19 protein-coding genes are annotated in these 19,357 nt (G+C 57.4%); 10 read left to right on the forward strand and 9 right to left on the reverse strand.

Features of this window, described 5'->3' with window-relative positions:
- Window positions 1–49: 49 nt before the first annotated feature.
- Window positions 50–1,651 carry a BCCT family transporter gene (locus AC2FD9_RS07455; RefSeq protein WP_496705618.1) on the reverse strand — a complete coding sequence of 534 codons (1,602 nt, stop codon included), beginning with the start codon at window positions 1,649–1,651 and terminating at the stop codon, window positions 50–52.
- Window positions 1,652–1,906: 255 nt separating this feature from the next.
- Here AC2FD9_RS07455 and AC2FD9_RS07460 point away from each other — a divergent pair, with 255 nt between their 5' ends.
- The 3 genes from AC2FD9_RS07460 to AC2FD9_RS07470 all read left to right on the forward strand — a co-directional run bounded on the left by AC2FD9_RS07460 (window position 1,907) and on the right by AC2FD9_RS07470 (window position 6,383).
- The gene (locus AC2FD9_RS07460) at window positions 1,907–2,791 is read left to right on the forward strand and encodes a hypothetical protein (RefSeq protein ID WP_496836145.1); all 885 of its coding nucleotides are present in this window, start codon (window positions 1,907–1,909) and stop codon (window positions 2,789–2,791) included.
- Between the two features lie 193 nt (window positions 2,792–2,984).
- On the forward strand, window positions 2,985–5,135 hold the full coding sequence (pnp, locus tag AC2FD9_RS07465; RefSeq protein WP_282119571.1) for a polyribonucleotide nucleotidyltransferase: 2,151 nt from the start codon (window positions 2,985–2,987) through the stop codon (window positions 5,133–5,135).
- Between the two features lie 228 nt (window positions 5,136–5,363).
- The gene (locus AC2FD9_RS07470; RefSeq protein ID WP_496755352.1) at window positions 5,364–6,383 is read left to right on the forward strand and encodes a Hint domain-containing protein; all 1,020 of its coding nucleotides are present in this window, start codon (window positions 5,364–5,366) and stop codon (window positions 6,381–6,383) included.
- Window positions 6,384–6,453: 70 nt separating this feature from the next.
- Here AC2FD9_RS07470 and AC2FD9_RS07475 read toward each other — a convergent pair whose 3' ends face one another.
- The gene (locus tag AC2FD9_RS07475) at window positions 6,454–7,089 is read right to left on the reverse strand and encodes a DUF1326 domain-containing protein (protein WP_496836147.1); all 636 of its coding nucleotides are present in this window, start codon (window positions 7,087–7,089) and stop codon (window positions 6,454–6,456) included.
- Window positions 7,090–7,325: 236 nt separating this feature from the next.
- On the opposite strand from AC2FD9_RS07475, the gene AC2FD9_RS07480 reads away from it, so the two are divergent.
- The 4 genes from AC2FD9_RS07480 (at window position 7,326) to AC2FD9_RS07495 (ending at window position 9,776) form a co-directional block, all read left to right on the forward strand.
- On the forward strand, window positions 7,326–7,598 hold the full coding sequence (locus tag AC2FD9_RS07480) for a PepSY domain-containing protein (RefSeq protein ID WP_496836149.1): 273 nt from the start codon (window positions 7,326–7,328) through the stop codon (window positions 7,596–7,598).
- 23 nt (window positions 7,599–7,621) lie between these two features.
- Window positions 7,622–8,143, forward strand: a complete 522-nt coding sequence (locus tag AC2FD9_RS07485; RefSeq protein WP_496836150.1) for a helix-turn-helix transcriptional regulator — start codon at window positions 7,622–7,624, stop codon at window positions 8,141–8,143.
- Window positions 8,144–8,293: 150 nt separating this feature from the next.
- A complete protein-coding gene (locus tag AC2FD9_RS07490; RefSeq protein WP_496836151.1) occupies window positions 8,294–8,983 on the forward strand; it encodes an outer membrane protein in 690 nt (229 codons plus the stop codon).
- 70 nt (window positions 8,984–9,053) lie between these two features.
- Window positions 9,054–9,776 carry a glycosyltransferase family 25 protein gene (locus AC2FD9_RS07495; RefSeq protein WP_282152306.1) on the forward strand — a complete coding sequence of 241 codons (723 nt, stop codon included), beginning with the start codon at window positions 9,054–9,056 and terminating at the stop codon, window positions 9,774–9,776.
- Window positions 9,777–9,832: 56 nt separating this feature from the next.
- On the opposite strand, the gene AC2FD9_RS07500 is transcribed toward AC2FD9_RS07495, so the two are convergent.
- Window positions 9,833–10,483 (reverse strand): peroxiredoxin, encoded by a 651-nt coding sequence (locus AC2FD9_RS07500; RefSeq protein ID WP_058274981.1) that lies wholly within the window; start codon window positions 10,481–10,483, stop codon window positions 9,833–9,835.
- 206 nt (window positions 10,484–10,689) lie between these two features.
- Between AC2FD9_RS07500 and AC2FD9_RS07505 the strand changes: the two genes are divergently transcribed.
- A complete protein-coding gene (locus tag AC2FD9_RS07505; protein WP_496836154.1) occupies window positions 10,690–12,129 on the forward strand; it encodes an aldehyde dehydrogenase family protein in 1,440 nt (479 codons plus the stop codon).
- 58 nt (window positions 12,130–12,187) lie between these two features.
- Here the strand turns inward: AC2FD9_RS07505 and AC2FD9_RS07510 are convergent, their stop codons facing one another.
- The 3 genes from AC2FD9_RS07510 to AC2FD9_RS07520 all read right to left on the reverse strand — a co-directional run bounded on the left by AC2FD9_RS07510 (window position 12,188) and on the right by AC2FD9_RS07520 (window position 14,597).
- Window positions 12,188–12,622 (reverse strand): glyoxalase superfamily protein, encoded by a 435-nt coding sequence (locus AC2FD9_RS07510; protein ID WP_496755355.1) that lies wholly within the window; start codon window positions 12,620–12,622, stop codon window positions 12,188–12,190.
- A gap of 178 nt (window positions 12,623–12,800) precedes the next feature.
- Complete coding sequence (locus tag AC2FD9_RS07515; protein ID WP_058274984.1) at window positions 12,801–13,694, reverse strand: cation diffusion facilitator family transporter; 894 nt, start codon at window positions 13,692–13,694, stop codon at window positions 12,801–12,803.
- 51 nt (window positions 13,695–13,745) lie between these two features.
- Complete coding sequence (locus AC2FD9_RS07520; RefSeq protein ID WP_058275230.1) at window positions 13,746–14,597, reverse strand: methylated-DNA--[protein]-cysteine S-methyltransferase; 852 nt, start codon at window positions 14,595–14,597, stop codon at window positions 13,746–13,748.
- A gap of 118 nt (window positions 14,598–14,715) precedes the next feature.
- On the opposite strand from AC2FD9_RS07520, the gene nth reads away from it, so the two are divergent.
- Window positions 14,716–15,360: an endonuclease III gene (gene nth, locus AC2FD9_RS07525; RefSeq protein ID WP_282170193.1), complete on the forward strand. Its 645-nt coding sequence runs from the start codon at window positions 14,716–14,718 to the stop codon at window positions 15,358–15,360.
- Entirely contained in the window at window positions 15,357–16,346 is a 990-nt protein-coding gene (locus AC2FD9_RS07530; RefSeq protein WP_496836157.1) for an adenosine kinase, read from the forward strand. Before nth ends, AC2FD9_RS07530 begins: the two co-directional genes overlap by 4 nt.
- An 8-nt stretch (window positions 16,347–16,354) precedes the next feature.
- Here the strand turns inward: AC2FD9_RS07530 and AC2FD9_RS07535 are convergent, their stop codons facing one another.
- The 3 genes from AC2FD9_RS07535 to AC2FD9_RS07545 form a co-directional block, all read right to left on the reverse strand.
- Window positions 16,355–17,194, reverse strand: a complete 840-nt coding sequence (locus AC2FD9_RS07535) for a DUF547 domain-containing protein (protein WP_496836159.1) — start codon at window positions 17,192–17,194, stop codon at window positions 16,355–16,357.
- On the reverse strand, window positions 17,191–18,564 hold the full coding sequence (locus tag AC2FD9_RS07540; protein ID WP_496836161.1) for a radical SAM protein: 1,374 nt from the start codon (window positions 18,562–18,564) through the stop codon (window positions 17,191–17,193). The genes AC2FD9_RS07535 and AC2FD9_RS07540 overlap by 4 nt, the downstream gene beginning before the upstream one ends.
- Before the next feature lie 72 nt (window positions 18,565–18,636).
- Window positions 18,637–19,347, reverse strand: a complete 711-nt coding sequence (locus AC2FD9_RS07545) for a glutathione S-transferase family protein (RefSeq protein WP_496836163.1) — start codon at window positions 19,345–19,347, stop codon at window positions 18,637–18,639.
- Between the last annotated feature and the right edge of the window lie 10 nt (window positions 19,348–19,357).

Here is a 19,357-nt window from a genome sequence, read left to right on the forward strand (position 1 = left end):
AAGAACGCCCGCCAAAAGGCGGGCGTCCGGAATGTATCAGATCAAGCCCCTACATCTTGGCTTTTTCTGATTTCAGCGCCAGCCACAAGCAGTAGCACATGATCAGAACCACCAAGGTGAACGGGATACCTGTGGAAACCGCAGCACCTTGCAGTGCAGAGAGGCCCCCGCCAAGCAACAGCGCAATGGCGACCAGACCTTCCAAAGTGCACCAGAACACCCGCTGAACCACCGGTGCGTCCATCTTGCCACCCGCAGTAATCGTATCGATCACCAGCGAACCAGAATCCGACGAGGTAACAAAGAACACCACAATCAGAACCAGGGCGATTGGCGCAACAATACCGTAAAGCGGCAGCTCCTTGAGGAATCCGAACAGCGCACCTTCAGGGGCGTAGCTGTCGATCACTGTGGCACGTACACCTTCCGCTCCACCTGCGTTCAACATGTCGATGGCGGCACCGCCAAAGGTCGACATCCACAAGGCACAAACAGCCGTCGGTGCCAGCAGGGCGCAAAGGATGAACTCGCGCACTGTGCGACCTTTTGAGATGCGGGCGATGAACATGCCCACAAAGGGCGACCATGCGATCCACCATGCCCAATAGAAGGTCGTCCAGCCGTGGAAGTAACTGGTGTCTTCGCGTCCGAACGGGTTCGACAGCGCCGGCAGGTGGTACACATAATCCACCATCACGTTGAAATACCGTGCGATGGCCGTGCCGACGCCAGTAACAACAATCACGAAGATAAACAGGCCCACGGCCATGATCATGTTGATTTCGCTCAACCGTTTGACGCCAGCATCCATCCCCATCAGGACCGAGCCCAACGCGATCAACGTGATGCCGATGATCAGAAGCACTGTGACGGTTGGACTGGGTTCGATACCAAACACTTCGTTCAGGCCCGCCGCAACCTGCTGCGCGCCAAGACCCAGCGAGGTGGTCAGGCCAAATAGCGTCGCAAACACCGCCAGAGTGTCGATGATATGGCCCCACCAACCCCAGACACGTTCGCCTAGGATCGGGTAGAAAGCCGATCGCAGGGTCAAGGGAAGATCAAGGTTATAGGCAAAGATGGCCAGGCTTAGACCAACAGCGGCATAGACCGCCCAGCCTTCCAGCCCCCAGTGATGGATTGTACCGACAACTCCAGCATATTCATTGCCCGGAACCGCGATGTCGATGCCCAGTGGCACCGCGTTGCCGTCTTCGGCAAAATTGTAATAGACGGGCTCCATCACTCCAAAGAACAACAGCCCGATGCCGATACCAGCCGCGAACATCATCGCAATCCATCCGGCATAGGAATAGTCGGGCTTTGCGTCCTTGCCACCGATCCGCACCTTGCCAACCGGCAACACGATCAGAACAAGACAGAACAGCGTGATTGCATCGACCGACAGGACCAGGAACCAGTCAAACGTGCTGGTGAGCCATGGTCGTAGCCAGCCAAACAGTGCCGCGGTACCTTCTTGGTTGGCCAAAGCGATCAGAACGAACGCAAAGATCAGGATGCTCGAGATCAAAAAGACCGGGTTGTGGATGTCCAAACCGAATGGCCGGACGTTGTCTTGCCCAAGCTCGTATTCGGTCTCGAAGTCATAAATCCGGGGGTCCGGATCCAGCATTTTCTTGGTTTGTGCCATTCGTCTGCCCTTCTGTTCGCTAAGTGCAAACGCCAAGGTATTCGACCAGCGGACGGAAACGAGATTTTGTCCCTTGGCGTTTCTCCGTCAATTCGACCGCGGGCTTCGTGATAACAGCTTACACTGACGACATAATTTCACCAAACGCATTCCTGTTAGTGAATGCAATTGCGTTGCACTCACCCCTTGAAAACTAATCGCCTTCAGGTAGTTTTCGCGCTTTGATACTTTCGCTCTATTAACAGGCCCTGCCCTATGACGCTTATCTTCAACTCTCTTCTACTGTCGATGCGCGTGATGCTGCACATGATCGTCCCCGTTCTTGTGATTAGCCTCGCCTCAGCTGTTGTTTGGACAGTTCTGGGTATTTTCACCCTCGGGATGGCCAATTACATTAGCGGACCGGTCACAACCGCTTTTTTCACCCTTTTCGGAATACGCACAGCGCTTGCGCTGAAAGGGGATAAGCGACACACGGATTACAGGGCCATGGCCTTGTATTCGGTAATGTACGGGTTGTTTTTTGCTGCTGTACTATGGGTTCTGAAACTGATTGTGGCTGTATCGGGCATTGCATATGCCCTGTGGCAGATCGGGGAACCGATATCTTGGGCCGCTTTCCAGAACGTTCCCAAGCCGGCTCTGGGCGCTTTTGGCCTGCTTGCCGGAGGTAGCAGTCTGATCGTGATGTGCTTTGTATGGGCTGCGTTCTACGCGATCATGGCCGTACCGATAGCCAGCGCCGCACAATCCGCCGGGCACCGCGCGCCGAGCCACGCCTTCTTCAATGGGCTGGGGCGTAGTTTCATACCGCTGTTCTGCGTCTTCTTCGTTTCGATCTTCCTGCAGCTCTATTTTGGCTTCTACACAGCTTTTTACGCCCTGCTTCCGATCCTTATGTCGGTAATCTCGATCCTGACGGTACAGAGTTTGCCAAATTTCGATCTTGAAATCATTCTTAGGGGAGCCGCCGCAGGTGGGGCTTTGCTATGGCTGAATTCGTGGCTCTGGTCGGTGTGTGCTCTGGCGTTTTTGAAATTCGAAGGGGATGACACAGTAGCCGTGGCTGCCCCGTCCCCGGATCTGGAAACAGCAACGGATTTGCGGGCATTGCGAAAGTCGCGCGAGCGTTCTTTCTGAATTCCGGCGGGAACCCTGCTGTAAGCGAGACCTCTTTCAATCCGCCCCAATCTCATGTATGCGCGCGGTATCTGAGACGTTGTGCCCTGATCCCGGCACTCAGACGAAAGCTAAAATGGGATCGGCGGCAATGGGGCCGCCATGCAAACGGGAGACCCGCAGGGGCGGGAGTGCTCCCATCTAGGATACGCATATGTTTGATGTAACGAAAAAATCTATGCAGTGGGGCGAAGAGACGCTCACACTGGAAACCGGCAAGGTTGCCCGTCAGGCTGACGGCAGCGTGATCGCGACACTGGGCGAAACCAGCGTAATGGCGAACGTGACCTTTGCGCGGGCGCAAAAACCGGGTCAGGACTTTTTCCCTCTGACCGTCCATTATCAGGAAAAATATTATGCCGCCGGCAAAGTTCCGGGTGGCTTCTTCAAGCGCGAGGCGCGCCCGACCGAAAAAGAGACGCTGACCGCGCGTCTGATCGACCGTCCGATCCGCCCGCTGTTCGTTGACGGCTTCAAAAACGAAGTTCTGGTGATGTGCACCGTGCTGTCCCACGATCTAGTCAACGACCCCGACATGGTTGCGATGATCGCTGCCTCGGCTGCGCTGACTATTTCCGGCGCGCCGTTCATGGGTCCGATCGCTGGTGCCCGCGTTGGTTTTGAGGACGGTGAATACGTTCTGAACCCGACTGTTGACGACATGCAGGACCTGCGCCTGAACCCTGAACAGCGTCTGGATCTGGTTGTTGCCGGCACCAAAGACGCCGTGATGATGGTTGAATCGGAAGCGTACGAGCTGTCCGAGGCCGAAATGCTGGGTGCGGTCAAATTCGCACATGAGCAGATTCAGCCGGTCATCGACCTGATCATCGCGCTGGCCGAAGACGCCGCGAAAGAGCCGTTCGACTTCCAGGCACCCGACTACTCGGAGCTGTCAGCCGCAGTCAAAGCTGCCGGTGAAGAGCAGATGCGCGCCGCTTTCGCGATCACCGACAAGCAAGAGCGCACCGCCGCTGTTGCCGCTGCGCGTGAAGCAATCAAAGCAGCGCTGACCGAAGAGCAGCTGGAAGACGGCAACCTCGGTTCCGCAATGAAGAAGCTGGAAGCTGGCATTCTGCGCGGCGACGTCGTCAAAGGCGGCAAGCGGATCGACGGTCGTTCGACCACCGATATCCGTGGAATCGTTGCAGAAACCTCGATGCTGCCCCGGACGCACGGTTCCGCCCTGTTCACCCGTGGCGAAACTCAGGCGCTGGCCGTAACCACGCTGGGCACCGGTGATGACGAACAGTTCATCGACGCGCTGCACGGCAACTTCAAATCGAATTTCCTGCTGCACTACAACTTCCCTCCGTATTCGGTTGGTGAAGTTGGCCGCGTGGGTGGCCCGGGCCGTCGTGAGATCGGCCACGGCAAGCTGGCATGGCGCGCGTTGCAGGCGGTTCTGCCTGCGGCGACCGACTTCCCCTACACGATCCGTATCGTGTCGGAGATTACCGAATCCAACGGCTCCAGCTCGATGGCGTCTGTTTGCGGCGGTTCGCTGTCGATGATGGATGCGGGTGTTCCGCTGAAAGCACCGGTTGCCGGTGTGGCCATGGGTCTGATCCTGGAAGATGACGGCGAATACGCCATCCTGTCGGACATTCTGGGTGACGAAGACCATCTGGGCGACATGGACTTCAAGGTTGCGGGTACCGAAAACGGCATCACCTCGCTGCAGATGGACATCAAGGTCGCAGGCATCACGCCTGAGATCATGGAGAAAGCCCTGGCGCAAGCCAAGGACGGCCGGATGCATATCCTGAGCGAGATGGGCAAAGCCCTGTCCGAGACCAACGATTTCTCGGTCCACGCCCCGCGCATCGAGACCATGAACATCCCGACCGACAAGATCCGTGAAGTGATCGGCTCGGGCGGTAAGGTTATCCGCGAGATCGTCGAAGTTTCGGGCGCCAAGGTCGACATCAACGACGACGGCGTCATCAAGATCGCCTCGCCTGATGGTGAATCGATCAAGAAGGCCTATGAGATGATTCACTCGATCGTCGCTGAGCCGGAAGAAGGTCAGGTTTACACCGGTAAGGTCGTGAAGATCGTCGACTTCGGAGCCTTCGTGAACTTCTTTGGCAAGCGCGACGGTCTGGTCCACGTGTCCCAGATCGAAAACCGCCGCCTGAACCATCCGTCGGACGTTCTGAAGGAAGGTCAGGAAGTAAAGGTCAAGCTGCTGGGCTTTGACGATCGCGGCAAGGTCCGTCTGTCGATGAAAGTGGTCGATCAGGAAACCGGCGAAGAGATCGTTCCCGAGAAGAAAGAAAAGAAAGAGGAAAGCGCAGAGTAATCTGCCCCTCTTTGAATGCAGAAAGGCCCCGGTGATTGACCGGGGCCTTTTTTTGTCTTTGCGCCTTCTGGTTAGGTCAGATGCTCTGGACTTACTTAACCCGCCTCACTCTGCCATTGGTGCCATAGGTCCCGAAAAAAGAAATCAGCACCTTATATAATACACGCATTGCGTGTATTATAGTGGGGATGAAGATGAGTGTTTCAATTTCAGGGGCATCGTTAATCCATGAATTTTTTTACACTATATCAAGTAAGCGCCGATCCGCTTGGTAATCCGAATGTCACCGTCACGAACGCCTTTCAGGTGGCAATTACCGACAATGACAACCAACTTGAAAACCCGGACGCCGATGGCAGCCAGCAATTTGATGTGAGCGGCATCGCTGGGTTGAATACTTCCGAAGATTTCCAGGTTTTTGAGAATTACACCGCCAATGTCGGCGGATCGCCAGTTACTTTTACTTTGCTGCAATGGCAAGGAACTCAGTACATCGTTGTCACATCCGGTCAGGTTGCAGTCAACGATGTTCTGTCAGGCAACACACTGACGCAAAACCCTGCGTCGCCTTCGGTCTACGATACACTTCCAACTTTCGTTTGCTTTACTTCCGGGTCCCTGATCCTTACGCCGTCAGGTCGACGCCTAATTGAAACACTGGAACCCGGAGACGAAGTGATCACGGCAGATGGCAGTGCGCAGCCGGTGCGCTGGATTGGCCGGCGCCAGCTATCTGCGCAAGAGTTGAAACGTGATCCGCACCTTTGCCCGGTTCGTATCCGCGCCGGCCGCTTTACCGAAGGTTGTCCCAGTCGGGATCTTCTGGTCTCTCCCCAGCATCGGATTGCTGTAACCTCTGCTGTTATGGAGCTGTATTACTTTGATACTGTAATGCTGGCCCCAGCCAAAGGCATGGTCGACGGTCAGGGCATCGAACAACTCCCTCCGGAACAAGGGGTCGAATACATCCATATATTGTTCGACAAACATGAGCTGGTGAATGTCGAAGGCGTCTGGTCCGAGTCCTTTTTCCCCGGCGACACCACAATGAGCGCAATGGCCACGGCCACCAAACGCGAGCTGTTTGAACTGTTCCCTGAACTTATGTGCAGCAAAACGGGTTATGGCGAGACCGCTCTGCCAGTCCTCAAACCCTACGAAGTCCGCCTTCTTCGGTCAGACCTGTCGGTCCCAATGATTTTTCCGAAAAAAGGTGACACCACCTACGCAGCGGAACACTCTGCCTAAGTCCACTTTCGGGTTTTCTATGAGCCTATAGGTTCAGGTTTGGTTTAGGCATGCCCGATTGTCGTATTTGTCAATTCGCCACGCCAGACGGCCCGTGTTTCATCACATGCCACTGCCCATAACTGTCGTTCAAATCCAGTTGGATCGCCGCATCTGCCTTGGTTGAGGCGCTGCCTATCTCGGCCAGGGTAAATTCGATACCACCGGGAATGTCGATCCGAACGCGATGCGGACCACCGCCATGTGGGGCCTCGATAGGACGGCCAGTTGAGCTCAGCACCTCACCGATTGAGACTTTGGCAGTGCGCCCCTCCATGTCCATCTCAAAATCAATCGGCACATACAGGGTCTCGTGAACGGTGTCGCACATCGTGCGGAAGACATGCCAATGGGTTGCCATTTCCTCGGTCTCTTCCCCGTGAAAGACCTTTTCCAATGCGGCCCGTTGCGCGTCCGAGGCGCTTGGGTCGATGATCACCTGCATCTGACCGCCGCCCTCAAAGATCGGGCCGGGCCAGGCATAAATCAGCGCAGCCTTTGTACCGGCAAGGTTGGTGTCGCCAAAATGCCCTTTCGAAACTTCTAGCACCTCAAAGCCGCGACAATTTCCGTGGGTTGGTAGCTCCTCAAACTGGCAAGGGCAGGCATAGCCGCAATTGCAGTTCCCGAATGCATCGCCTTCAACGTACCAATCTGTGAATGCCATCGTCTTCTCCTGTTTTACACAGCCTGAACGCCCGACGTCTTGGTTACATGCCTGTAGAATTCCCCCCTCTAAACCTAACACAATTCGGGCAAATGCAGAACCAGGCGGCCTGAAACCGCATTTTACCGGGATAAACCTTGGTCCAATTCCTTGCGTTTCAACCAAAAGCCAATCGCAGCGCACGCGCCCTGTTCCCAGTTTCACAACATCGCCACAACGCAAAAAGGAGATGCAAAATGGAAACCTTGAAACTGCTGACACTGACCGGATTGATTGCAACAGCGCCGGTTCTTGCACTGGCCAATGTCGGGCTGGGCGACAAACTGGGCACCACCGAGTCCGATATCCGCACGGCCCTGGAGGCGCAGGGATACGAGATCGAAGAGATCGAATTCGAAGATGGCCAGATCGAGGTTGAACTCATCAAAGATGGCGTAGAAACTGAATTGGTCTTGTCCGAGACGGACGGCATGGTAACTGCCATCGAACTCGAAGAGGACGACGATTGATCGGATAAAATCACAGGAGCCTCATGAAGCTTTCACAAACGTCATTGCTTTGGCTCCTTCTGGTGGTGCAGGCCGTCTGCGCCGCCTTTTTCGTGACGGACGCGATGCTGGACTGGACCGGCGGGGAAAGCGCGGGCTTTCGCCACCTGCATAGTTTCGAACTGGTTCTGGCCCTGGCATTGATCGGCGGTCTTGCCGCGACGATTGCATTGATCCGGTCCCAGAACAGGCGTGTGCGCGACATGCAGCGACAGCTGAGCGTCGCGCAGGGCGCGTTTGCTAAACTCATTGCCTCTCAATTCACTGAGTGGAACTTGAGTGATGCTGAGCGCGACGTTGCCCTGCTTTCTATCAAGGGTCTGCCAATCGCGGACATCGCGACATTGCGGCAAACCAAAGAAGGCACAGTCAAAGCGCAATGCGCAGCGGTGTATCGCAAGGCAGGAGTTACTGGACGCGTGCAATTGCTGAGCTACTTCATCGATGAGCTGCTTTCCGAACCTTTGCTGACAAACAATTCTGAAAGATCGAACTCGACCACATAGACCGTGAATCAAAGTATTAGCTCGGTACTGATCTTATTCACTCACACACGCCCAATATCCTGTGAATTGAAGTGAAGGGCTGGCGCCTTTCATTCCTGCCTCTACTGCCCACATGTGCGCCATACCAATTGTGGAACAAAGGACATGGTCATGGTTACGCGTCTTCTTCTCGCCTCGACAGCTTTGACGATCAGCGCGTCCGCGCTGGCCGCACAGAGCTTGTCCGAGGGTCTCTATCTTCAGGGCTTTGCCGGGTACAGCCAACTACAAGACAGCGACTTTAGCGGAACGATCAATGGATCGTCGCAGTCGGTGGATACCGATTTCGACGGCGGCTATGGGCTGGGTATCGCGGTCGGCAAAGAGATCCCGCAGTGGTCGAACGATCAGTTTGGCACCCGGATCGAGCTGGAACTGTCCTATCGTGACAACGATGTGGATGGCGTCAATTTTTCGGGCAACGGGCCCGGCGCAGAAGGCAACATTTCGGGTGACGTGTCGCAGACATCGCTATTCGCCAATGTGCTGGTTGATTTCAAACAGGCAGGTGCCTTCACACCCTATGTCGGTCTGGGTCTTGGTGCCACCTATTCTGATCTGGACTTTGTCTACGGACCGGGCGTCGAACTGAACGACACCGACACCACCTTTGCTGCGCAAATTATTGCCGGTGTAGCCTATGAGATCAGCCCAAATACCTCTCTGACCCTGGACACCCGATATGCCCGCGCATTCGACGTATCCTCGGCACGTTTGGCACCAAACGGTGCGTCCACGGGTACGGTCGAGGATGATATCGACGCCTTCAGCGTCAATGTCGGCCTGCGTTACGGTTTCTGATGGATCACGGGGAAGTGTTTCTTTCGGGTTTCTCTTCCCCCTTTCGTTATCGTGTTCTATGCACTGTGGCATGAGGACTTTTGTCATCCATATGACAGCAAGCACAGCGCGGCGACCCAATGCCGAACGGCTGTGTGCCAGTCTGCCCGATGCGGAACTGTTCGAGGCCGTCGATGGGAAGGACCCTGCTCAAATCGCGGATGTACAATTGTTTCCAGGCGATCTGTATCGCCCCAGATACCCTTTTCCGCTGCGCCCAGCGGAGATCGGAGTTTTCGCGAGCCATCGGCGAATCTGGCGCAAGCTCGTTGATGAGAAGATCGACCGCGCTATCATTACCGAGGATGATCTGCGCATAGACCCATGCCGCATGGCCAGTGCGTTAGAGATGCTGGATCCGCTTGCAACCCCGGATCACTATATCCGAATTCCCGTGAAACAACGCGAGGATGCGGCACGAACGCTTGTAAAGCAAAACGGATTGCGTCTGATCCTGCCAAAAGTCATTGGCCTGCAATGCGTCTGCCAGGTGGTCGGGCGGCGTGCGGCTGAGCGGTTGCTTGCCGTAACCGACCAGATTGACCGACCGGTTGACACGTTCCTGCAAATGCACTGGGTGACTGGGCAGCCGATCCTTTCCTTGCAAGGAAGCGGCAATCAGGAAGTCGCACAAGAAATCGGCGGTTCGACCATACAGGCAAGCCCGCCGCTGGCCGACAAGCTGACGCGTGAATTCAAGCGTGCTGCCTACCGTCGGAAACTGTATCAGCACCCTCAACGATCCGCAGCTTAGTCACCCCTAAAGGGGGATTGGAATCGGGCAGAGCTTAGCGCCCTGCCCGAGCTACTTTAGCTGGGCGCTTTGGTTTTACGCAGATACGGAAAGATGGTTTCGAACTCACCGAATTTTTCTTTTGCCTCGTCATTCGACACCGCAGGCGGAATGATCACGTCTTCGCCCGGCACCCAATTCGCTGGGGTGGCCACGCCCTTGGCGCTCATCTGCAGACCGTCCAGCGCGCGAAGGATTTCGGCAAAGTTGCGGCCCACGGTCATCGGGTAGGTCATCGACAATTTCAACTGTTTGTCCGGGCCGATGATAAAGACCGAACGCACAGTGGCGCTGTCGGCAGGGGTGCGGCCATCGGGCAGGTACGCCTCGGCGGGCAGCATGTCGAACGCCTTGGACACGGCCAGGCCGTCGTCGGCGATGATCGGAAAACCGGGGTTGGCGTTGCCATACGCCTCGATGTCCTTCTTCCACTTCTTGTGGTCCTCGACGCCATCGACTGAGACGCCCATCACCTTGGTGTTGCGGGCTGCCCATTCGTCGTTCAGCTGTGCAACGGCCGAAAACTCAGTGGTGCAGACCGGCGTGAAATCCTTGGGGTGCGAGAACAGGATCGCCCAGCTGTCACCGATCCAGTCATGGAACTGAACTGTGCCCTGATCCGTCTCTGCAGTGAAATTCGGAACGGTGTCATTGATGCGCAAACCCATGGGGCATCTCCTTTTCTGTGAAACAAACCGAGTCGGTTGCTGGAAACCTAATAACTCTGCGCCATAGTTAAACCATTCGCTGCTTGAAAGGGTATTCATTTTTGAGGGATTTAATTTGATCAAATTGCGCCTTGCCACACCGATATGCCGGTGCCAGAGTGGCGCAAATCCCCGCCATCCGGGCCACGGGATCAGGAGGAAACGTGATGATCGAGAAACGCAATTTCTACATTGACGGAACATGGGTCGCCCCATCTGCAGCGGATGATTTCGAGGTGATCAACCCCTCGACCGAGGAACCCTGCGCGGTGATCTCACTGGGCGCGCAAGCTGATACCGACGCCGCAGTTGCTGCCGCAAAGGCCGCCCTGCCCGGCTGGATGGCCACACCGGTCGAAGATCGCATCGCGCTGGTCGAGAAACTGATCGGGATTTACCAAGCCCGGTCTGAGGATTTGGCACAGGCGATGTCTCTTGAGATGGGCGCGCCAATCGACATGGCGCGCACCCAGCAATCTGGCGCGGGCATGTATCACCTGGCAAACTTTGTACGCGCGGCCAAAGCGTTCCAGTTCGACCGCCCTCTGGGCGATCACGCGCCCAATGACAGGATCATCTATGAGGCCGTCGGTGTTGCCGCCCTGATCACGCCATGGAACTGGCCGATGAACCAGGTCACGCTCAAGGTTGGCGCGGCGGCGATTGCAGGCTGCACCATGGTTCTGAAACCCTCCGAACAAAGCCCGCTGAACGCGATGATCTTTGCCGAGATGATGGATGAGGCCGGCTTCCCCGCCGGTGTATTCAATCTGGTGAACGGCGATGGCGTCGGCGTCGGCTCGCAACTGTCGGCGCATCCGGATGTGGATATGGTCAGCTTTACCGGCTCGACCCGCGCAGGCACAGAGATCTCAAAAAGTGCTGCAGACACCTTGAAGAAGGTACATCTGGAGCTGGGCGGTAAGGGCGCAAACGTGGTCTTTGCCGATGCCGATGAAAAGGCCGTCAAACGCGGCGTTCTGCATATGATGAACAACACCGGCCAAAGCTGTAATGCGCCCAGCCGCATGCTGGTGCAACGCCCGATCTACGATCAGGCCGTGGAAACCGCGGCCGAGGTGGCCAGCTTGGTTTCGGTGGGCAGCGCGCAGGAAGAAGGCCGCCATATTGGCCCTGTCGTGAACGAGGTGCAGTGGAACAAAATCCAGGACCTGATCCAGAAGGGCATCGACGAAGGCGCCCGACTGGTGACAGGCGGCACCGGTCGGCCCGAGGGGCTGAACAAGGGCTATTATGTACGTCCGACCGTCTTTGCCGACGCCAATAACCAGATGACCGTCGCGCGCGAAGAGATCTTTGGCCCGGTCCTGACCATGATCCCCTTCGACACCGAAGAAGAGGCGGTCGAGATTGCCAACGACACGCCATACGGCCTGACCAATTACGTTCAGACACAAGACGGCGCGCGGGCAAACCGAATGGCGCGGGTATTGCGTTCCGGCATGGTCGAAATGAATGGCCAGTCGCGCAGTGCAGGATCACCGTTTGGCGGCATGAAACAGTCCGGAAACGGGCGCGAAGGCGGCTTGTGGGGGTTGGAGGATTTCCTTGAGGTCAAAGCCGTCGGTGGCTGGGCGGCAGAGTGACGCCAGACCAGAACTTAAAAAAAGGGCGCGGCGGTGGTTACCCGCCGCGCCCTTTTCTTTACGTGGGTCGCACGATCAGTTGCGGTTGGCCGTCCGAGGTATGCCGCGTGGATCGACCATCCCAGCCAATCTCACCGGTTACGCGCTGACGATAGGCCGAGAAGCTGTTGAACTGAACGACATCCACGGGGGTGTCAAAATGTAACGTAACGCGCCGATGCGACCCGTCACCCAATAGGGTCATACCACGGATTTCCGCCCTGAAGGGCTGCCCTAAATAGAACCCTTCAACCCGGTCACCAACACGCAAATGCATGCGATTTCCGGCCATGGCGTGCAACGTATTCCAATCGCGCACCCCATGTTGATGCGCCAACAATTCCAGCGATTCACTATGCGAGAGCGTGACCCCCGCACCGCGCAGCCTATCGCGCAGTCGTTTTGCCTGAGCTTTTAGCTCCTCAAGTGGAGCAATACTGTTTGAACGTGTCATTTCTTGCCTCGTTTCCTTAAACGGGCGCTAAGTCAGGACGGGGTTCGCATTGCCATCCGCGCGCCAGGAAAGGGCAACAGATGTTCATCAACCGGGTTTCACCAATGCCAAATGGCTGCGAACGGCAGGGGACCCGAACCTGAGGGCGACATTTCGCACTGGCGGATGTGTCTGTCAATCAGGCTCTGGTACTTTTTAACTCGCTGTCCGGTTCCAGATGGATGACAAACACTGACCCCGGAAACTTCCTGTTCAGGGCCGCCTCGATATCGTCGCAGATGTCATGCGCGGCCGCGACCGACATGGCACCGTCAACAACAAGGTGAAACTCAACGAAAATCATGTTGGCTGACCTGCGACCGCGCAGATCATGATACTCCAACGCCGGGCCCAAATTGGCTTCGATTGTTTCGCGCACAGACGTCAATTCCCCATCGACCAGCGAAGCATCCATCAATCCGTCGACCGAGCTGCGGATGACCTTCCACCCCTCCCACAGAATGTTCAACGCCACCAGAATCGCGATGATCGGATCAAGGACCAACCAACCTGTCGCCATCGCAATCAGCAACCCGACAACAACACCGACCGAGGTCATAATGTCGGTTAATATGTGCTTTCCGCTCGCCTCCAACGCCGGTGAGGATTCTCGTCGCCCAACCCGCAACAGCAGAAACGCCCAGATACCATTCAGGCACGTCGCGCCCACATTTATGGCAATGCCCAGGAACGGTTCCCCGGCCAGATGCGGATCAGGTAATGCGAAAACAGCTTCACGAATGATCAGCAGTGCGGCCAGAACAATCAGCGTCCCTTCGACCACAGCCGACAGGTACTCGGCCTTCTTATGCCCGAACGGGTGCTTTTTGTCTGGCGGCATGCCAGATATCCGCACCGCGAAAAATGCAAGCAGAGCGGCCGCCACATTCACCACCGATTCTAAGGCGTCCGAGAGCAGGGCGACCGAGCCCGTCACCCACCAGGCCAGCAGTTTCAGCAGCAAAACCGCCACTGAAACCGGAATGGCCCACGCCGCGAATGTCTGTGTGATCTGCCTGCTGTCCTGCTTCATAGAATCTCACTATCACAGGATGCAGCAGCGCAAAGTTTGTTTTTGACGTGACTATGCGTCGGCCTGAGCGGCCTCGAATGCCAGCATTGCGCGTTTGACCGGCAAGCCCCAGTGATAGCCACCCAGCCCACCGGATTTGCGGAGCGCCCGGTGGCAAGGGATCAGCCAGCTGACCGGGTTGCGGCCAACCGCAGTACCCACGGCGCGCACTGCTTGTGGCGATCCCACACGTTGCGCAATCTCAGAATAGGTGGTGACCTGACCCGACGGGATGTGCATCAGCGCCTCCCAAACCTTGATTTGCAGGGGCGAGCCAATGAGGTACAGCGGCGTAGGTTCCAACCGGTCGCTTGCCGCGCCAAAAGCACTTAGAACCCAAGGGCGCAGACGCATCGGATCTTCTATGAACTCGGCCTTGGGCCAGCGTGAGATCATATCCTCCATCGCGGCCTCTTCGCCAGTTTCGGCCCCGAAGGCAATGCCGCAGATACCCTTATCGGTTCCCATGACCAGTGCCGGGCCAAAGGGGCATTCGAACCAGCCCCAATAGATCGTCAGCCCCACGCCTCTGCGCGCGTATTCGCCGGGGCTCATGGATTCCCATTTCAGGAACAAATCGTGCAGACGGCCACTGCCGGACAGGCCGACGTTGTGTGCGGTTTCCAACGTGGTGAACCGTTCCCGCAACAATGCCTTGGCGTGGCCCAAGGTCAGATATTGCTGGTAGCGTTTCGGCGACACCCCCGTCCAACGCGAGAACAGGCGCTGGAAATGCGCCGGGCTCATATCCATCTGGCGGGCTAGCTCTTCCAGGCTCAGGCCTTCTCCGCCTCGATCAATCAGGTCGATCGCGCGGCGCATGACGTTGTAGTGGTATCCGCTTTCCGGTGTCTGGACGTTCATGGCTATTACCTCATATTCTTGACCAAACCATAGCGCGCAGGTTACGCCCTCGCGACCCGGAACTTGCGCATTGGCTTTGGACTTGTATCGACGCGCCCCGAACGGCATTAAGACGCGGATGGCAAAACAACTCGGATATCACCGGATCCGCGAGATCTTTACGCGCTTTCAGGAAGCCGACCCCGAACCCAAGGGAGAGCTTGAGCATGTCAACGTCTATACTCTGGTCGTTGCTGTGGCGCTGTCTGCGCAAGCCACCGATGTAGGCGTGAACAAGGCCACCCGTGCGTTGTTCAAGATCGCCGACACACCGCAAAAGATGCTGGATCTGGGCGAAGAAGGTCTGATTGAACACATCAAGACCATTGGCCTGTTTCGGCAAAAGGCGAAAAACGTCATTAAGCTCAGCCGTATTCTGGTCGACGAGTATGGCGGCGAGGTGCCCAATTCCCGCGCCGCGCTGCAATCGCTGCCGGGTGTGGGCCGCAAGACGGCCAATGTGGTGTTGAACATGTGGTGGCGGTATCCGGCGCAGGCGGTGGACACGCATATCTTCCGTGTAGGCAACCGCTCGGGCATCTGCCCAGGTAAAAACGTTGACGCCGTCGAGCGCGCCATCGAGGACAATATCCCCACAGACTTTCAGCTGCACGCGCATCACTGGCTGATCCTGCATGGCCGCTATCATTGCAAGGCGCGCAAACCCATGTGCGGCACCTGCATCATCCGCGATCTCTGCGAATTTGAGGACAAGAACCTATGAAAACCTACCAACTGACCGGCATCGGAAACGCAGTTGTGGACGTGATTTCCCAAGCCGACGACAGTTTCCTAGAGCTGATGGGCATTGAAAAAGGCATCATGCAGCTGATCGAGCAGGAGCGTGGCGAGGTCCTCTATGCCTCGATGGAAGGTCGGGTTCAGACGCCGGGTGGCTCGGTCGCCAACACCATCGCCGGCGTAGGTGCGCTGGGGCTGGATTCAGCGTTTATCGGGCGGGTTCATGATGACGCTCTGGGCCGGTTTTACGCGGATGCGATGAACGAGGACGGCGTTGATTTCGTGAACCCTCCGGTTCCGGGTGGCGAACTGCCGACCTCGCGCTCGATGATTTTTGTCTCGCCCGATGGGGAACGGTCAATGAATACCTATCTGGGGATTTCCTCGGAACTGTCGTCGCAGGACGTATCGGATGACGTCGCAGGCAACAGCCAGATCATGTTCCTTGAGGGGTATCTGTTCGACAAGGAAAAGGGCAAAGCTGCGTTTCTAGAGGCCGCGCGCGCGTGCCACAAAGGTGGCGGCAAGGCGGGTATCGCCATTTCCGACCCCTTCTGTGTGGAACGCCACCGTGTCGATTTCCTGCTGCTGATAGAAAACGAACTTGATTTCGTCATCGGCAACGAGGCCGAAATCAAATCCCTGTTCGAAACCGGCGATCTGGAAGAGGCGCTGGCCAAAACCGCCGCGATCTGCCCGCTTGTCGTATGCACCCGCTCCGGCGACGGCGTGACTGTCCTAAGCGACGGGCAACGCGTCGACGTACCGGTCGAGAAAGTCGTGCCCGTGGACGCAACCGGGGCGGGCGATCAGTTTGCCGCCGGCTTCCTGTTTGGCATGGCCACAGGCCGCGATCACGAAGCCTGCGCCAAGATCGGCAATATCTGCGCCCGCGAGGTCATCAGCCACATCGGCCCGCGCCCCGAGGCGAACATGCAGGACCTGCTGCGCGCCGAAGGGTTGCTGTAATCCGCTGATTAAGATCCAGCCGCCGCGTCGTTCAAAGCCCAGTCATACTGATACGCTTTGACGCGCGGCGTCTGCTGAAGACGGGCGCGCAGCTCGGGTTCCGCTGCGGTCGCGATGTAGGCCAGCACGGATTTTTCATTCGGTCCGAAATCCTCGCGGAACCAGATAAAGATCTTTGACAGGATCAATCCGCCGCGTTGGTCGAACTGCACGCCACGCGGGTCGTTGATATAGGCGTGCTCGGCAGCAGCGAAATCGCGCTCCAATGTCTCGGCCTGCCAGGCGCGATCCATCAGGTTAGGGCAGCCCACAGCGGCGCAGTTCAGCGCATAGTGGATGCGCGGTTCGCCGAATGTGGGCCGAATAATGCGGTGTTCGATGTCATTGAGGGTCAACTCCTGCCCGGCCACCCGCGCCAAAGGTTGATTCCACGGCCCAATCGATAATGGCCCATCCTTGATGTCGCGGATCGAAGCAACGGGATAGTTTTCGAGAACCACATCCGCCGTCAGCGCATTGTACAAGTTTATCCAATACGCCAGTTGCTGATCACGTGTCAGCCGCGCCGGGTCAATGGCTTGCAGATCGACCAGATATTCGTCCAGGCGCGCGCGATCTGCCTGTGTCACCTGCCCGTAAGTTACCCGGTTCACGCCCTTCCCGTCGGCTACGACATAACGGTGCAGGAAAGCTGTCCAGTCGCGGTGATCAACCTTTTCGCCCGGCGGGGACGCAAATCTGGTCAGGGTCTGTCCTGGCAATGCCTCGGGGGCGGGCAAGACCAGACGCTCGACACTTGCGCAAGCGGTCAAAACCGGAAGCAGAAGCAGGATCAGAAGTTTTCTCATGAGACGTCCTTTTGGTTCCGGCGCGTGGCGCGCATCTGCCCCTTGAGCCGCTTGAGCGGGGCCAGACCCGGATCGCTCAGGTCCGGCAGATCGGGTCCAGCGGACAGGTGGGGGACGGCGGCGTTCCACCACCTTGGGCCAGATGACCCGTCGACCCGATCCGGTTCGGCCAGATGCATGTCACGCTGCGCGTTGTGAACGCACATGGACAACGGCCCGTTTGCGGTTGCGACCATAAAGACGCAAGAGGCACAGCGATCATCCTCCAACGCGTCGGCGGCCATGAAGTTATGAATGAAGACCGATTGCCGGCGGACAGGTCCCCGCAACAAGCCGCGGCCCAAACGCAGCACGCATTTCAGCAGATGCAACCCGGCCCGCAGCGCCAAAAACGGGTTGCGCCGCGCCATACGCCGGACGCTGTCACGGGTGTCGATATGGCCGTCGGTTGATTGGTCGGCCCGGCTTAGCGCGGCGATCACCTTCTGCGTCAGGCGTTTGGCGGACAGAACCGAAACCGCACGCCCGCCGGCAGTCACAACACTTGCGTAGCGATTGCATTTTGCATGGCCCACGGCGGCCGTGTCAAAATGCAGGGGCGTTTCATATCCGACCTCGACGGCACGCATGACACTGTCCTGCGTGATCGCGTCGGGACGTCCGCGCAAGACCCCGCGCCCGGTATCCGCTTGCATCTGGAAGGACACAAAAGCCACCTCGGGGCGGTCTCGCATGAATCGTGCCAGCGCAGACAGTTCAGCAATATTGCCGCCGAAGACCGTCGTGTTGAACAATACCCGCAGGCCCAGTCCGCGCGTGTGGCGGATATAGGCGCGGCGCACCACATTTAACTCAGTCTCGCTGTTGAACCCCTTGCGCTCCTGCGTCATGTCGACGTGAAAGGCCACGTCATCCAACCCCGCCGCCGCAAGCCGCGTCAGAAACGCCCGGCTGGCGCGAATGCCGTTGGTCATCAGGCACGACCGCATGCCCAGGCGGCGAATTTCACGGCACAGTGCCTCTAGGTCTTCCACCTTGCACAGGGTCGGATCACCCCCCGTCAGCTGGACCGAAACACCGGGGCCATAATGGCTGTGAATTGTGGCAAGACGCGCAAACAGAACCGACAGCGGTGGGTCATAGGTCATCTCGGCTCGGTCCGAGAGGTAACACAGTCTGCAATCCAGATTACAGCGTTGGGTGACCTCAAGCGCGACGCAGGCGATGGGGTAGAACCGGCCTGCCGTCTGCCCTGCGCCATATTCCCCGCACCCTTGCAGACCGCCGCGCAAAGGCGCGCGACGGTCGGTGCCGGTAAACTTGCGTCCGGCGGGTTTTACAGAAGAGAGAGTTGGGGCCGTGTCCTTCATACCCGTCAAGCTAGACAGGTCGATCAGATGCGGCCACGCCCCCTCACGCCAACGTGCGGCTTAGTGAGTGAATCACCCACAGCACCCGCCGGATTGTTTCACCTGAGCGGTTGCAGGCGCTTCGTTCAGGTTCGCACCCCGCCCCAACCACGTCCGGTCTGCGAGATAGAAATCGGTGAACCGGGTCACAAAATCCTCGGAAACGGTTTTCTGCGGAATGCCGGTCGCCATCAAAGCCTGCTGCCACGCCTTCACCTTAGGATAGTCAGCCAACATATCGTGCCCGCTGTGATCGGCCACGATTGCAGCCCGGTGAAGCAACGGCAACCAAGCCATATCGACATTGCCCAGCGCCTCACCCGCAAAGAATGGGCCACAGCTAAGCTGCTTCTCGGCTTTCGCGAACGAGGCGTTCAACTTGGTCGTCCGATCCGCAAAGATCACCAGATCCGCGCTTTGCATTGCGCTGCACTGAACAAGGTAGTGCTTGCTGGCCTGATAGCTCCACGCGCGGTTCAGAGCGCGCTGTTCGGGTGTCAGATCGGGTTGCAGCGGGGCGGCCACCTCATCGAGGTATTCGGCAATCGCGTCCGACTCAAACAGCGCTATACCGCCTTCGGTCACCAGAACCGGCACCTGACCTGTCGGCGACAGCTCCAGAAACCAATCCGGCTTGTCGCTGAGGCTTATGTAGTCGATCTGATAGGGTACCTGCTTGGCTTCCAACAGCGCAGTGACGCGCTGAACGAAGGGACAGATTTTGAAACTGATGATACGGATCATTTGTCTTTCC

This window comes from Ruegeria sp. YTSC230, assembly GCF_059609665.1.

Coding starts and splice junctions, on each gene's coding strand:
- AC2FD9_RS07455 (WP_496705618.1), bottom strand. CDS start 1,651: ATGGCACAAACCAAGAAAATGCTGGATCCGGACCCCCGGATTTATGAC.
- AC2FD9_RS07460 (WP_496836145.1), top strand. CDS start 1,907: ATGACGCTTATCTTCAACTCTCTTCTACTGTCGATGCGCGTGATGCTG.
- pnp (WP_282119571.1), top strand. CDS start 2,985: ATGTTTGATGTAACGAAAAAATCTATGCAGTGGGGCGAAGAGACGCTC.
- AC2FD9_RS07470 (WP_496755352.1), top strand. CDS start 5,364: ATGAATTTTTTTACACTATATCAAGTAAGCGCCGATCCGCTTGGTAAT.
- AC2FD9_RS07475 (WP_496836147.1), bottom strand. CDS start 7,089: ATGGCATTCACAGATTGGTACGTTGAAGGCGATGCATTCGGGAACTGC.
- AC2FD9_RS07480 (WP_496836149.1), top strand. CDS start 7,326: ATGGAAACCTTGAAACTGCTGACACTGACCGGATTGATTGCAACAGCG.
- AC2FD9_RS07485 (WP_496836150.1), top strand. CDS start 7,622: ATGAAGCTTTCACAAACGTCATTGCTTTGGCTCCTTCTGGTGGTGCAG.
- AC2FD9_RS07490 (WP_496836151.1), top strand. CDS start 8,294: ATGGTTACGCGTCTTCTTCTCGCCTCGACAGCTTTGACGATCAGCGCG.
- AC2FD9_RS07495 (WP_282152306.1), top strand. CDS start 9,054: ATGAGGACTTTTGTCATCCATATGACAGCAAGCACAGCGCGGCGACCC.
- AC2FD9_RS07500 (WP_058274981.1), bottom strand. CDS start 10,483: ATGGGTTTGCGCATCAATGACACCGTTCCGAATTTCACTGCAGAGACG.
- AC2FD9_RS07505 (WP_496836154.1), top strand. CDS start 10,690: ATGATCGAGAAACGCAATTTCTACATTGACGGAACATGGGTCGCCCCA.
- AC2FD9_RS07510 (WP_496755355.1), bottom strand. CDS start 12,622: ATGACACGTTCAAACAGTATTGCTCCACTTGAGGAGCTAAAAGCTCAG.
- AC2FD9_RS07515 (WP_058274984.1), bottom strand. CDS start 13,694: ATGAAGCAGGACAGCAGGCAGATCACACAGACATTCGCGGCGTGGGCC.
- AC2FD9_RS07520 (WP_058275230.1), bottom strand. CDS start 14,597: ATGAACGTCCAGACACCGGAAAGCGGATACCACTACAACGTCATGCGC.
- nth (WP_282170193.1), top strand. CDS start 14,716: ATGGCAAAACAACTCGGATATCACCGGATCCGCGAGATCTTTACGCGC.
- AC2FD9_RS07530 (WP_496836157.1), top strand. CDS start 15,357: ATGAAAACCTACCAACTGACCGGCATCGGAAACGCAGTTGTGGACGTG.
- AC2FD9_RS07535 (WP_496836159.1), bottom strand. CDS start 17,194: ATGAGAAAACTTCTGATCCTGCTTCTGCTTCCGGTTTTGACCGCTTGC.
- AC2FD9_RS07540 (WP_496836161.1), bottom strand. CDS start 18,564: ATGAAGGACACGGCCCCAACTCTCTCTTCTGTAAAACCCGCCGGACGC.
- AC2FD9_RS07545 (WP_496836163.1), bottom strand. CDS start 19,347: ATGATCCGTATCATCAGTTTCAAAATCTGTCCCTTCGTTCAGCGCGTC.